At 51.8% G+C, this 12,945-nt stretch carries 12 protein-coding genes and 3 pseudogenes; 5 read left to right on the forward strand and 10 right to left on the reverse strand.

Features of this window, described 5'->3' with window-relative positions; translation table 11 throughout:
* Positions 1 to 279 precede the first annotated feature (279 nt).
* Both ACQGXV_RS32910 and ACQGXV_RS32915 read left to right on the forward strand, forming a co-directional pair.
* On the forward strand, positions 280 to 1,158 hold the full coding sequence (locus tag ACQGXV_RS32910; RefSeq protein ID WP_440864363.1) for a MurR/RpiR family transcriptional regulator: 879 nt from the start codon (positions 280 to 282) through the stop codon (positions 1,156 to 1,158).
* Between the two features lie 286 nt (positions 1,159 to 1,444).
* The gene (locus ACQGXV_RS32915; protein ID WP_440864364.1) at positions 1,445 to 2,155 is read left to right on the forward strand and encodes a pyruvate kinase; all 711 of its coding nucleotides are present in this window, start codon (positions 1,445 to 1,447) and stop codon (positions 2,153 to 2,155) included.
* Here the strand turns inward: ACQGXV_RS32915 and ACQGXV_RS32920 are convergent.
* Entirely contained in the window at positions 2,141 to 3,115 is a 975-nt protein-coding gene (locus ACQGXV_RS32920) for an IS30 family transposase (protein WP_440864365.1), read from the reverse strand. The genes ACQGXV_RS32915 and ACQGXV_RS32920 overlap by 15 nt on opposite strands.
* A gap of 89 nt (positions 3,116 to 3,204) precedes the next feature.
* Here ACQGXV_RS32920 and ACQGXV_RS32925 point away from each other — a divergent pair.
* Positions 3,205 to 3,576 (forward strand): annotated as a pseudogene (locus ACQGXV_RS32925) (integrase core domain-containing protein); the annotation flags it as partial.
* Between the two features lie 50 nt (positions 3,577 to 3,626).
* Here the strand turns inward: ACQGXV_RS32925 and ACQGXV_RS32930 are convergent.
* The 4 genes and pseudogenes from ACQGXV_RS32930 to znuA all read right to left on the reverse strand — a co-directional run bounded on the left by ACQGXV_RS32930 (position 3,627) and on the right by znuA (position 7,824).
* Positions 3,627 to 3,953 carry a Tar ligand binding domain-containing protein gene (locus tag ACQGXV_RS32930; RefSeq protein WP_440864366.1) on the reverse strand — a complete coding sequence of 109 codons (327 nt, stop codon included), beginning with the start codon at positions 3,951 to 3,953 and terminating at the stop codon, positions 3,627 to 3,629.
* 301 nt (positions 3,954 to 4,254) lie between these two features.
* Complete coding sequence (lpxM, locus tag ACQGXV_RS32935; protein ID WP_440864367.1) at positions 4,255 to 5,226, reverse strand: lauroyl-Kdo(2)-lipid IV(A) myristoyltransferase; 972 nt, start codon at positions 5,224 to 5,226, stop codon at positions 4,255 to 4,257.
* Between the two features lie 140 nt (positions 5,227 to 5,366).
* Positions 5,367 to 6,728, reverse strand: a complete 1,362-nt coding sequence (mepM, locus tag ACQGXV_RS32940) for a murein DD-endopeptidase MepM (RefSeq protein WP_440864368.1) — start codon at positions 6,726 to 6,728, stop codon at positions 5,367 to 5,369.
* Positions 6,729 to 6,740: 12 nt separating this feature from the next.
* A pseudogene (znuA, locus tag ACQGXV_RS32945) lies at positions 6,741 to 7,824 on the reverse strand (zinc ABC transporter substrate-binding protein ZnuA).
* Positions 7,825 to 7,897: 73 nt separating this feature from the next.
* Between znuA and znuC the strand changes: the two are divergent.
* Both znuC and znuB read left to right on the forward strand, forming a co-directional pair.
* A pseudogene (gene znuC, locus ACQGXV_RS32950) lies at positions 7,898 to 8,655 on the forward strand (zinc ABC transporter ATP-binding protein ZnuC).
* Positions 8,652 to 9,437 (forward strand): zinc ABC transporter permease subunit ZnuB, encoded by a 786-nt coding sequence (gene znuB, locus ACQGXV_RS32955; protein WP_440864369.1) that lies wholly within the window; start codon positions 8,652 to 8,654, stop codon positions 9,435 to 9,437. Before znuC ends, znuB begins: the two are co-directional and overlap by 4 nt.
* 7 nt (positions 9,438 to 9,444) lie before the next feature.
* Here the strand turns inward: znuB and ruvB are convergent, their stop codons facing one another.
* The 5 genes from ruvB to nudB form a co-directional block, all read right to left on the reverse strand.
* Entirely contained in the window at positions 9,445 to 10,446 is a 1,002-nt protein-coding gene (gene ruvB / locus ACQGXV_RS32960) for a Holliday junction branch migration DNA helicase RuvB (RefSeq protein ID WP_440864370.1), read from the reverse strand.
* 10 nt (positions 10,447 to 10,456) lie between these two features.
* A complete protein-coding gene (gene ruvA, locus ACQGXV_RS32965) occupies positions 10,457 to 11,077 on the reverse strand; it encodes a Holliday junction branch migration protein RuvA (RefSeq protein ID WP_440864371.1) in 621 nt (206 codons plus the stop codon).
* 82 nt (positions 11,078 to 11,159) lie between these two features.
* Positions 11,160 to 11,681, reverse strand: a complete 522-nt coding sequence (gene ruvC / locus ACQGXV_RS32970; RefSeq protein ID WP_440864372.1) for a crossover junction endodeoxyribonuclease RuvC — start codon at positions 11,679 to 11,681, stop codon at positions 11,160 to 11,162.
* Between the two features lie 50 nt (positions 11,682 to 11,731).
* Positions 11,732 to 12,475: a YebC/PmpR family DNA-binding transcriptional regulator gene (locus tag ACQGXV_RS32975; protein ID WP_440864373.1), complete on the reverse strand. Its 744-nt coding sequence runs from the start codon at positions 12,473 to 12,475 to the stop codon at positions 11,732 to 11,734.
* A gap of 23 nt (positions 12,476 to 12,498) precedes the next feature.
* A complete protein-coding gene (gene nudB / locus ACQGXV_RS32980; protein WP_440864374.1) occupies positions 12,499 to 12,942 on the reverse strand; it encodes a dihydroneopterin triphosphate diphosphatase in 444 nt (147 codons plus the stop codon).
* Between the last annotated feature and the right edge of the window lie 3 nt (positions 12,943 to 12,945).

A 12,945-nucleotide genomic window follows, 5' to 3' on the forward strand; every position in this document is an offset into this window, starting at 1 on the left:
TCATTAAGTTTCATAATGTGCATCACGTAATGATGAAAAAAATCCACTGTATGAATGACTGAAACGGTTTAGGCGTTCCTCCAAAAGAGAAATTTTCTGTCTTTTCTGACAGTCGGTTACTTTTTTGAAAGTTAGACTCACGTCATGTTCTCAGAAAAAAAATGCGCAGGCTTACGCAGTTTTCCCTGCCAACCCGACATGGGGCGTAGTATATTCCCATGAATTCTGCATCGGTTTCCCTCTGGTTGAAATCGATAAAACCGCACATGGTCTCATTATATGAAAATGCTGGACAAAATTCTGAGCCACCTTGAGCTCCTCAGCAAGTCAGAACGAAAAGTTGCAGAGGTTATTTTGGCGGCACCACACACCGCCATCCACTCCAGTATTGCCACACTGGCTGGCATGGCGGAGGTCAGTGAGCCCACCGTCAACCGATTCTGCCGTCGTTTGGAAACCAAAGGCTTTCCCGATTTTAAACTGCACCTGGCGCAAAGCATTGCCAATGGCACGCCGTATGTTAACCGTAACGTCGATGAAGATGACAGCGTCGATTCCTATACCAGCAAAATTTTTGAATCCACGATGGCTGGTCTGGAGCACGCTAAATCAAATCTGGACATCACCGCGGTCAACCGCGCCGTCGATCTGCTGACGCAAGCGAAGAAAATTTCGTTTTTCGGCTTTGGTGCTTCTGCCGCCGTCGCGCACGATGCGATGAATAAATTCTTCCGCTTTAATATTCCTGTCGTCTACTTTGATGACATTGTTATGCAGCGTATGAGTTGCATGAACTCCAGCGATGGGGATGTTGTGGTGCTGATCTCCCATACCGGCAGGACCAAAAGTCTGGTTGAAATGGCCCAGTTAGCGCGGGAAAACGATGCAACGGTTATCGCCATCACCTCAGACGCCAGTCCCCTCGCCCATGAAGCGTCGTTGACGCTACGAGTCGATGTGCCCGAGGACACGGATGTTTATATGCCGATGGTATCCCGTATCGCGCAGTTAACGCTGATTGACGTATTGGCGACCGGCTTTACGCTGCGGCGCGGTGCCAAATTCAGGGATAACCTCAAGCGCGTCAAAGAAGCCTTACGGGAGTCGCGCTTTGACAAAAGCGACCGATTTGGGGGTTCCTACGGTAACGAACACTGAGCATTTGTTTTATAATTTTGTGTTTATATAAACAGGTGTTTTTACTAACATATTGTTTTTGTTAGTACAATGCGTTTGTATTTAACGATTTACCCAACACCATAACCATAACAAGGGGAAGGGTTGGCTATCCTTAAGGAATAATGGCTGCTATACATGACCATTGCCCGGTACAGCCACCCGAACTTAACCACGGAGGCGGGCCGCGTTTGCGCTTTACCTGATGCGAAAGCGTGGTTCGGCACTACTCACTTCACTATTGCTTCACAAGTCAACGGAGTTATACATGTCCAGACGGCTCAGAAGAACCAAAATCGTCACTACGCTGGGGCCAGCTACCGACCGCGACAATAATCTGGAAAAGGTTATTGCCGCAGGCGCAAACGTAGTCCGCCTGAATTTTTCGCACGGTACGCCTGAAGACCATCAGTTGCGTGCGGACAAAGTGCGGGAAATCGCAGCAAAATTGGGCCGTCATGTGGCAATTCTGGGCGACCTTCAGGGGCCAAAAATTCGCGTTTCAACCTTCAAGGAAGGCAAAGTTTTCCTGAACGTTGGCGACAAATTCCTGCTGTATGCCAACCTGGGCAAAGGCGAAGGCGATAAAGAAAAAGTGGGCATCGACTACAAAGGCTTGCCAGCCGATGTGGTTCCGGGTGACATCTTGTTGCTTGACGATGGTCGCGTACAGTTAAAAGTGTTGCGCGTGGATGGCATGAAGGTGTTTACCGAAGTGACCGTTGGCGGCCCACTGTCCAATAATAAAGGGATTAACAAGCTCGGTGGCGGTCTTTCTGCCGAAGCCTTAACCGAGAAAGACAAAGCCGATATAATCACAGCGGCCAAAATTAGCGTCGATTATCTGGCCGTGTCTTTCCCGCGCTGTGGAGAAGACCTCAATTACGAACGCCGACTGGCACGCGATGCTGGCAGCCAGGCAAAGGCCCCATTCCCACTCGAAACGCAACAAAACGGTAGAGGCTTATGCCACCAGTAAGTGCGTTAAAAATACCTCATTGGGGGAACGATAGCCCAGCGATTTTCTGCCCCTTGTATTGAGTATGTGTTCGAGTTCGGCAATCTTACGATGACTGACCTGACTGAAGTCTGTTCCCTTTGGGTAAAAACGTCGTATCAGCCCGTTGGTGTGCTCATTCAAGCCCCTCTCCCAGGAATGATAAGGATGGGCAAAGTAGACCTGCGCCCCTGTGATTTGAGTAATTTGCTCGTGCAGAGCGAATTCAGGGCCGTTATCAGCTGTTAGGGTCTTAAACTTGCAAAAGGTATTAGCTTCAATGTCCCTGAAAGCAGCAACCACAGTCTCCGCACGCTTATTAGGCAGTTTGCGAATGATGACGGTTTTCAATGCGTTATCTACGATGGTTAACAAGAATGACTTCTGGTCTTTGCCAAAAATAGTGTCAATTTCGAAGTGGCCAGGCTCCTGTTTAAGCTCGGCTTGAGCTGGGCGATACTCAATACCAACACGGTTGGGAATAGGGCCTGATTTGAGGTTTTCGGCATTGTACCTGTAACGTTTTCCCCGATGAGGAAGTTGCTGATATAGCTCCCCGCCAGCCTGTCTCTCCTGCAGGATATAGCGATATAGCGTATTCTTGCTGACAGATATACCGAATTCCAGGTGCAAACGGCCACTGATGATTTCAGGTGAAGAGTGCGTGGAAAGCGCCTGCCTGATGAAGTTCTGAATGTGTGGCTCCAACGGGTAAAAAGCATTGTTTGGCAGAGGCTTATGACGGCGTTCCCGGGCCAGAGTGTCCGCCCTTCTACAGCAGTAGACACCATTGAAAGTAGGGTCGGTATTGCGTCTGAGTTCCCTGCTGATGGTAGAGCGAGGCAGAGCAAGCTCTCTGGCGATGGTAGCTTGGTTGACACCTTCACCACGCCGCTTTTCGATGTAGAACCGTTCTTTCTGAGTCAGATGTTTTCCCTGCATGCAACAGGCTCTCCAGTATGGCCAGAACGGTGATTTTATCCGACTCTGGCAAGTGGGTCACTTTGTTGCGTTTCGAGTGGGAATGGGGCCAGGGACTGCCGATGCTGAGAATACTGACAGACAGGGGAACGGAGTACTGTGGTAAGGTGGAGCGGCATGATTACCAGCTGTATCTGGCCATCAACGATATCGACCATACAAAAACGAAGGCGATGTCTCCGCAGACGAACGGCATCTGCGAGCGCTTCCATAAAACGATTTTGCAGGATTTTTATCAGGTTACGTTCCGCAAGAAGTTATATGGGTACCTGGAGAGCCTGCAGGCAGATCTGGACAACTGGTTGTGGCATTACAATAATGAGCGAACTCATCAGGGAAAAATGTGCTGCGGGCGAACGCCAATGGCCACGTTACTTGATGGAAAACGGGTCTGGGCAGAAAAGGATCTGAACCGGATGTGATCTGACAGACACCTGTATAAATAACCGGTAACTGTCAGATAATGTCTGAGCTAGTACACCTTAAACGTGTCCAGCCCTTGTTTTAAACGGGCCAACTCTTCCTCTGCCGTGCGTAATTCAGTAGCGAGTAACGTTGAGTTGTTACTGGTTTTCGCTTCAGCAGCACGATCCAATGCACTTTTCGCACGGTAATATTGACCACTGGCGCCGTTGATAATGTCGCCATTAATTTGCTGTACGTTGGTGAGATCAATTTCATCGTTAAGCTGACTAAGCGAGTAGAGTGCGAACGCCGAAACGCCGCCCCACAGCAAAGAAAACAGGATCAGGATAAGCACCAGCATGGTTCTTATTTTGGTATCGCGGATAAAATTCATAATATCTGCCCTGGGAAGGTAATGATTAGGGGTTCATCGGAGTGAACCAAATCCATGCTTCCTTGCGTGGAAAGCGCGCAAGTCTACCTGCGGGCCGTGATTGTCCATAGTTGTGTAACGCTCAATGCGTTAAAGTTATCGGCATGTTATTGATACACTTGAGGTGTATATTAAAATATTTTTTTGTAATTAAAAAAAACATGCAATTTAGCGGTAGCTACACTGAGGGACAGCAGAGGGCAATGCAGAATATGTGGTAACAGGCTTGCGCCTGTTACCGCCGCGTTGGCAAGGGAGCAACTTAGTCGCGGAACAGATCGTCCCGGCAGTAGGGCTCGGTCTCACCCGGTTTGCGGGTTTTCAGCAACTTCAAAATCCAGGTGTACTGCTCTGGATTTGGGCTAACCAGTTGTTCGACTTCCTCATTCATCCGTCGCGCAATCTGGGTGTCATCCGCCTCAAGTAAATCATCCATCGGTGGACGTATCACCACATCCAGTACCCCTTCTGCGGCGTTATACACTGGGAACAACGGCACCACGGAGGCTTTACAGACCTTCATCAAACGACCGATGGCAGGTAAGGTTGCTTTATAAGTGGCAAAGAAATCAACAAATTCACTGTGCTCAGGGCCATGATCCTGATCGGGCAGATAATAGCCCCAATAACCATTACGGATTGAGCTCACAAAGGGCTTGATACCATCATTTCGGGCATGAACGCGACCATTAGTGCAAAGGCGTGCGCTGTTCCACAGATAATCCACCAGCGGATTTTTTTGATTGTGCATCATTGCCGCAATTTTTTGGCCTTTGGCAGAGATCAACATGGCAGGAATATCGACGCCCCACCCATGAGGTACCAAAAAGATGCTATTGCGTTGTTGCTGCTGAAGCGCTTCGACGGTTTCCCAGCCATGCCAGCGCAGTTTTTTCTGCACATGTGCCGGACCGCGAACCGCCACCTCAGCCATCATCACCATTGCCTGGGGTGCGGTAGCAAACATCCTGTCAATAATCGCTTCCCGCTTTGATTCCGACAGTTCAGGAAAACAATAGAGCAGATTGATTCTGGCTCGTCTTCTCGCGCCTTTGGCAAACCGTCCTACCAGTTTGCCCAACTGGCCCAACACCGGGTCGCGCCAGCGGGCAGGTACGTAGGTAGTGGCCGCCATGGCTCCTGCGGCTAGCCAGACCCCCCAATAACGCGGTAGATAAAACTCGCGTTTGAACTCGGGGATAAACTCGGCGCTATTTTTTTTCTCTGTATTCATGCCTTAACTCTTCATATACAACATAGGGTAATGATAATTGTCCGCTCAGGTTTTGCAATCATATTCCCGATAAACGCATGATCGGTATAAATAAAACAGCCGACAGCAAGCTGTCGGCTGAAGATGAACTGTACCGGATATTAATCAAACTTGAGTTGCGGTGTCACTTCTCTGACCTGCGCCAGATACTCGCGACGATCATGCCCAGCCAACCCTTCCGAACGCGGTAGTTTCGCCGTCAACGGGTTCACTGCTTGTTGATTGATCCAGAACTCATAGTGCAAATGCGGGCCAGTTGAGCGCCCGGTATTGCCGGAGAGAGCAATACGATCGCCGCGTTTCACTTTCTGCCCAGGTTTCACCAGCAGTCGATTTAAGTGCATATAGCGCGTGGTATATTGGCGCCCGTGGCGGATCTCAACGAAGTTACCCGTATCCGGCCCACGCGATGCGGCCACCACTTCACCGTCCCCGACTGAAAGCACTGGGGTCCCGACTGGCATGGAGAAATCCACACCGCGGTGCGATGTCACTCTACCGGTGACCGGATTGAGGCGACGCGGATTAAAATTCGAAGAGACACGGAATTGCTTCATGGTAGGGAAACGCATGAAGCCACGGGTTAACCCGGAGCCTTCCCGATCGTAGAACTTGCCGTCCGCTGCGCGGATAGCAAAGTAATCTTTATCACCGGTGTTAAGACGAACACCGATCAATTCGCTCTGTTCACTGCGGCCATCGAGAATTTCGCGAGACAGCAATACCGAGAAATTATCGTCTTTGCGCAATTTTCGGAAATCGAGCTGCCATTGCAGTGCCTTGATCACCGCACTCACTTCACTGTCCGTCAGACCCGCCGCTTTGGCACTCTGCACAAAACTGCCACTCAGGCGACCGTTGATAACGCGGTTGTGCCATTCACCCTTCTGCATCTCAACGCGTTCTTTAAAACCGTTATCGCCGCGTTCATAGATTCGGGTTTCACGGCGCGACATCTGCCATGTCAGGCTTTGCAACTCACCGTCATCGTTGACCGCCCAGGAGAGCTGCTGCCCGATTTTGAGATTTCGTAAGTCGTCGTGTTTATCTGCCAGCAGCGCCACATCAACCATATCAATGCCGTACTGGGTTAAAATACTGCTCAGCGTATCGCCCGTCGAAACCACATACTCATGCACACTGCTGTCATCACTGCCGGTGGTACCCAACTCATCCGCCGGGATTGCTACCGGCGGCGTCGGTTGCTCGATGCTTTCGCTATCCATCGGCTCACTGGCCTCAGGCGCGATCGTCTGCGGTGACATAATGGTTTGATTTGGCGTAGGAGCGGTGCTAATCGGGGCTTCTTTGACAGTAACAGGCGTATCATCGGCGGGGGGATAGACAACGGGCCGCCAAACGGCGACGGCCAGGGTGATGACACTCAACGACCCCAGCATTATGCGATGGGGTCGCTGCAAGTTGTTATACGCTATAGCGATAGTTCGGACTATCTGCTGCACTTATCGGCATCCTCATGATCTCTTCTCCAGGCAGCGGCTATACTGATCGGACAGCTGTAATAAAAAAATCGTCATAACTGTCCTTACTTAGCGCAATGTTGCTTCCCAATGGATCCAGTACGCCAATGCGTACATCCGTTCCTTTGGCAACAGCGTTGATAACCGCTGGCCTGAATTGTGGCTCAGCAAAGACACATACGGCCTTCTGCTCAACCAGTTGTGTTCGTATCTGGTGTAAACGCTGTGCACCGGGTTGAATGGCAGGGTTGATAGTGAAATAGCCTAGCGGGCTTAACCCGAAACGCTTTTCAAAATAACCATAGGCATCGTGAAACACGAAGTAGCCCTTCCCCTTGACAGGTGCCAGCATATTAACAACTTTTTCTTCTGTCTGCGCGAGTTGATCTGTAAAATTAAGCAGATTCGCGTCTAGTTTGTCTTTCTTTTGTGGCATTAGTTCCAATAATTTTGCATGAATTGCGATTGCTGTCTGTTTTGCCATCGCTGGTGACAGCCAAATGTGCATATTGTACTCGCCATGGTGGTGCCCTTCATGGGCATCTGCGACCTCATCGGCACCGTGATCGTGGTGCGCATCAGCACTTTCATGCGCGTATTCATGCTCATGCTGGTGATCGGCGTCATCATGACCAGCGGCCTCATGATGTTCGTGTTCTGCTGCTTCAGCATGCTCATCATCATGATGCCCATTTTCTTTTATCAGCGCGTTCTTAATGGCAGGCAAACTTGCCAATGAAATCTGTGGTGATGTGGCATGGGATGCCAGCGGTTTAGTTAAAAACGCTTCCATTTCCGGCCCAACCCATACAACCAGCTCTGCCGACTGTAAACGCTGGACATCTCTCGGGCGCAGGGCATAATCGTGCGGCGATGCGCCATCCGGCAATAGCACCTCCGTGGACGTTACCCCATCAGCGATGGCGGCCGCGATAAACCCGAGAGGACGAACAGAACTGACGACCGCTGCTTGGGCACTTTCGACAGTCATACCCGCAATGCATAGTGCACCCGCGACAAGTAGGGCTTTCATTTTTTGTTCATTTGGCGATTTTTTCGGTGTGAAGTTGGCTGACATGTGTGTTTTCTCATTCATTTACCGTTAATTTTGTAATATTATAACGTCACAGACACTCTGCAAACTGAATTTTATGTCTACACTCGTTTCGCTCGATCGCATATCCGTCGCCTTTGGTGAACGTAACGTGCTTAGCGACATTTCGCTGAACCTGCAATCGGGCCGCATTCTCACGCTGCTTGGGCCCAATGACGCAGGAAAATCCACGCTGGTACGCGTGGTGCTTGGACTGCTGTCGCCCACGGCAGGCACCCTGCACAAACAGCCGAATTTACGTATTGGCTACGTGCCGCAAAAACTGCACCTGGATGCTACCCTGCCATTGACCGTGGGTCGCTTTATGCGGTTACGTCCCAGCGTCAAGCAACAGGATATCCTGCCCGCGCTCAAGCGGGTGCAGGACGCCCATTTGTTGGATCAACCAATGCAAAAGCTCTCGGGTGGCGAGACACAGCGGGTGCTGTTGGCACGCGCACTGCTCAATCAGCCTCAATTGCTGGTGTTGGATAAGCCCACGCAGGGGGGGATGTCAACGGACAGCTGGCGCTGTACGACCTTATCAACCAACTGCGGCAGGAGTTTGATTGCGGCGTGTTGATGGTCTCGCACGACTTGCACCTGGTGATGGCTAAGACTGATGAAGTGCTGTGCCCGAATCAACATGTGTGCTGTTCGGGTGCACCAGAGGTCGTCTCTCTGCATCCTCAATTTATCGCCATGTTCGGCCCGCGTGGCGCAGAACAATTGGCGGTGTATCGCCACCACCATAATCATCGTCACGATTTAAACGGACGCATTACTTTAAAACGACAGGGCGGCAACGACGCATGATTGACATTTTGCTTCCCGGTTGGCTGGCCGGTATGTTTCTCGCGTGCGCGGCGGGTCCGATCGGTTCATTCGTAGTCTCGCGACGGATGTCTTACTTCGGTGATACCCTGGCCCATGCCTCTCTGCTGGGTGTTGCTATCGGTTTTCTGCTGGACATCAACGTCTATTACGCCGTTATTCTGGTCACATTGCTGTTGGCGCTGGGCTTAGTGTGGCTTGAACGTCGACCCTATCTTGCCATTGACACTCTGCTTGGCATCATGGCGCACAGCGCGCTGTCGTTAGCACTGGTAGTTGTTAGCCTGATGAACAACATTCGTGTTGATTTGATGGCCTACCTGTTTGGTGATTTGCTGTCGGTAACGACGCAGGATTTATGGTTGATTGGGCCGGGCGTGCTGGTGGTGATCGCCATCATGTGCTGGCAATGGCGTTCATTGCTTTACATGACCATCAGCCAGGAATTGGCACACGTGGACGGCGTCAATTTACAGCGCACCCGTTTGATCCTGATGCTGGTAACTGCGTTGACCATCGGGCTGGCAATGAAATTTGTCGGTGCACTGATCATCACCTCACTGCTGATCATTCCTGCCGCCACCGCGCGCCGTTTTGCGCGCACGCCGGAGCAGATGGCGGGTTTGGCCGTGGTGCTGGGGATGCTCGCCGTGACTGGCGGCCTGATTTTCTCCGCCTTGTACAACACCCCTGCTGGCCCTTCCGTGGTACTCAGCGCCTCGTTTCTGTTTATGCTGAGTCTAATTCGCAAACAACCCGCCTGAAGGCGGGTCAGGTTCTGTCTATACCGAAATGGCGATACGCGTGCGCGGTGGCAATACGTCCGCGCGGCGTGCGCTGAATAAACCCTTGCTGAATCAGGTAAGGCTCCAGCACATCCTCAATAGTTTCCCGCTCTTCACCGATGGCCGCCGCCAAGTTATCCAGACCTACCGGCCCACCGGTAAATTTATCGATGATGGCTAACAGCAATTTACGATCCATGTAATCAAAGCCTTCCGTGTCTACCGCCAGCATGTCCAGCGCCAGCCTCGCCGTCTCGGCATTGATAGCGCCACTCGATTTTACCTCCGAGTAATCACGGACTCGGCGCAGCAAACGATTGGCAATACGCGGCGTGCCGCGAGAACGTCGAGCGACTTCCAGCGCGCCCTCATCGGTAAGCTCCAACCCAAGGCAAGCTGCACTGCGACCGACAATATGCTGTAAATCTTCGACCTTGTAGAATTCGAGTCGTTGTACGATGCCAAAACGATCGCGCAGTGGTGAGGTCAAAGAACCCGCACGGGTCGTCGCGCCAATCAGGGTAAACGGAGGAAGGTCAAGTTTGATAGAACGCGCGGCAGGCCCTTCACCGATCATGATATCCAGCTGGTAATCTTCCATCGCGGGATAGAGCACTTCCTCCACCACGGGCGACAAACGGTGGATCTCATCGATAAACAGCACGTCATGCGGTTCGAGGTTGGTTAACAATGCGGCCAAATCGCCAGCCTTCTCCAACACCGGACCTGACGTGTTACGCAGGTTCACGTTCATCTCATTGGCGACGATATTGGCAAGCGTGGTTTTCCCTAAACCGGGCGGGCCAAAAATCAGTAGATGATCCAGCGCATCACCCCGTTTGCGCGCGGCCTCAATAAAGATTTCCATCTGTTCGCACACCACGGGTTGCCCGACATATTCCGCCAGCATGCGTGGGCGGATCGCACGGTCAATGATCTCTTCTTCAGGTATTTCTTGCGCGGAGATCAGGCGGTCGGCTTCAATCATGGCAATCCCCTTACAGTGCCGCGCGCAGCGCTTCGCGGATCAGTGTTTCACAATCGGCACCGGGTCGGGCAATTTTGGATACCATCCGGCTGGCTTCCTGCGGTTTGTATCCCAAAGCCACCAGCGCTGAGGCCGCTTCACTTTCCTGATCATCTTCGGGCGCCGCGGTGGGTGCTGAACTGCTGAGAGGGACATCGAGGGCGGCGGGATTAAACAGGTCTCCGCTCATCCCTTTAAAGCGGTCCTTCATTTCTACCACCAACCGTTCTGCCGTTTTCTTACCGACCCCCGGCAATTTGATCAACGTAGCGATCTCTTCGCGCTCAACGGCGCTCACAAACTGCTGCGCGGACATCCCTGAGAGAATAGCCAGCGCCAGTTTCGGCCCAACGCCGTTGGTTTTGATCAACTCACGAAATAACGCGCGTTCTTGCTTGTTGTTAAAACCAAACAGTAACTGTGCATCTTCCCGCACCACAAACTGGGTGAAAATGACCGCTTCCTGGTTCAAATCAGGCAGTTCATAAAAGCAGGTCATCGGCATGTGGACTTCATAGCCAACCCCGTTGACTTCGATCAGCACCTGCGGCGGTTGTTTTTCCAGAATTATGCCTCTGAGACGACCAATCACGTTGACCTTCCTTTTCGTTACGTTAAAACCTTTTCGCTAGTTTATAGCATAAAAAAGGCTGGATGAATATCCAGCCTGATGTTCAACGCAGTCGCCCACGTGCTAAATTCAACCTGTCGGGGCCGATGCGTGTCAGATTCTGACTCAAATGACAGTGCGTAATGGCAATGGCGAGCGCGTCGGCAGCATCCGCCTGCGGATTCGCCGACAGTTTCAGCAAGGTACGCACCATGTGTTGCACCTGACTTTTTTCTGCCGCACCGGTGCCAACCACCGTTTGTTTTACTTGTCGGGCAGCGTATTCAAAAATGGGTAACCCTCGATTGACACCTGCCACAATCGCCACACCGCGCGCCTGCCCCAACTTCAGGGCTGAATCCGCATTTTTGGCCATAAAAACTTGTTCTATTGCCAGACAGTCGGGCTGAAACTGGGTGATTATCTCGCTCACCCCAGCATAAATCAGTTTCAATCGTGTGGGGAGATCATCCACCCCGGTGCGAATACAGCCGCTGCCTACATAGCTGAGCTGACGCCCTTGCTGGCGGATAATGCCATAGCCGGTAATACGAGAACCGGGGTCGATGCCTAGAATTAGCGTCATAGCGCATCGCCCCCCTGTAAACGCGTTAACCGCAAGCCGCGAAAACACCATTACAGTGTCGCCGCTACCTCGTCGGAAATTTCACCGTTATGATACACTTCCTGCACATCATCACAGTCTTCAAGCATATCGATGAGACGCATCAGTTTTGGTGCAGTGTCTACATCCATGTCGGCATTGGTCGACGGGATCATGGAGACTTCTGCGGATTCGGCTTTCAAACCGGTAGCATCCAGCGCATCTTTCACCTGACCGAAGGTTTCCCACGGCGTAAAGACATCAATCGCACCGTCGTCATAGGTCATCACGTCATCAGCACCGGCTTCCAGCGCCGCATCCATCACCTGATCTTCATCCAAGCCAGGCGCATAAGAGATAACGCCTTTTTTAGTGAACAGGTAGGCAACAGAACCATCGGTGCCCAGATTGCCACCGCATTTAGTGAATGCATGGCGCACTTCGGATACGGTACGGTTACGGTTGTCACTCAGACATTCCACCATCACCGCCGTGCCGCCAGGACCATAACCTTCATAAATGATGGTTTCCATGTTGTTATCTTCATCACCACCGACACCACGCGCAATAGCACGGTTCAGGGTATCGCGCGTCATGTTGTTGGAGAGCGCTTTATCAATAGCCGCACGTAGACGCGGGTTGGAGCCCGGATCGCCGCCGCCCAAACGCGCGGCCGTCACCAGTTCGCGGATAATTTTGGTAAAGATCTTGCCGCGTTTTGCATCCTGCGCCGCTTTACGATGTTTTGTGTTGGCCCACTTACTATGACCTGCCATAAAAATCTCCGAAAAAAGCCTCTTCAGGCCGGATAAATAACAAATTCTTCAATCGCCTGCCGGTTGCTCCACGATTTGGTAAGTTGTGCCGCCTCGGGCACCGCTAACCAACGGTAGGCAAGGTGCTCGGTGAGAACCACCGCGCGTTCACGTGGCAACGCCAGACAGAACCAGTGTTCCATATTGTGCGTGATGCCAGGGGCATAGCGACGTCTCAAATGAGCAAAAAGCTCAAACTCGACACAGCGCTGACAGTCAAACAGTGATAACCCCTCAGCGGCGATATCGATGTTAACTTCTTCTTTCACTTCGCGCTGTGCGGTAAGCGCCGCGGTTTCGCCCTCCTCAAGGCTGCCGGTAACCGACTGCCAAAAATCGGGATCGTCGCGACGCTGAAGCATCAGCACCCGCCCGGTGTCCTGCGCATAGATAACGATCAGGGCCGAAACGGGACGCTTATAAGCCATCGG

It is taken from the genome of Symbiopectobacterium purcellii (genome assembly GCF_052050035.1).
In the GTDB taxonomy this organism is placed as follows: Bacteria; Pseudomonadota; Gammaproteobacteria; order Enterobacterales; family Enterobacteriaceae; genus Symbiopectobacterium; species Symbiopectobacterium purcellii_A.

Coding starts and splice junctions, on each gene's coding strand:
- ACQGXV_RS32930 (WP_440864366.1), bottom strand. CDS start 3,953: ATGAATTTTATCCGCGATACCAAAATAAGAACCATGCTGGTGCTTATC.
- znuB (WP_440864369.1), top strand. CDS start 8,652: ATGATTGACATTTTGCTTCCCGGTTGGCTGGCCGGTATGTTTCTCGCG.
- ruvB (WP_440864370.1), bottom strand. CDS start 10,446: ATGATTGAAGCCGACCGCCTGATCTCCGCGCAAGAAATACCTGAAGAA.
- ruvC (WP_440864372.1), bottom strand. CDS start 11,681: ATGACGCTAATTCTAGGCATCGACCCCGGTTCTCGTATTACCGGCTAT.
- nudB (WP_440864374.1), bottom strand. CDS start 12,942: ATGGCTTATAAGCGTCCCGTTTCGGCCCTGATCGTTATCTATGCGCAG.
- ACQGXV_RS32975 (WP_440864373.1), bottom strand. CDS start 12,475: ATGGCAGGTCATAGTAAGTGGGCCAACACAAAACATCGTAAAGCGGCG.
- lpxM (WP_440864367.1), bottom strand. CDS start 5,226: ATGAATACAGAGAAAAAAAATAGCGCCGAGTTTATCCCCGAGTTCAAA.
- ACQGXV_RS32915 (WP_440864364.1), top strand. CDS start 1,445: ATGTCCAGACGGCTCAGAAGAACCAAAATCGTCACTACGCTGGGGCCA.
- ACQGXV_RS32920 (WP_440864365.1), bottom strand. CDS start 3,115: ATGCAGGGAAAACATCTGACTCAGAAAGAACGGTTCTACATCGAAAAG.
- ACQGXV_RS32910 (WP_440864363.1), top strand. CDS start 280: ATGAAAATGCTGGACAAAATTCTGAGCCACCTTGAGCTCCTCAGCAAG.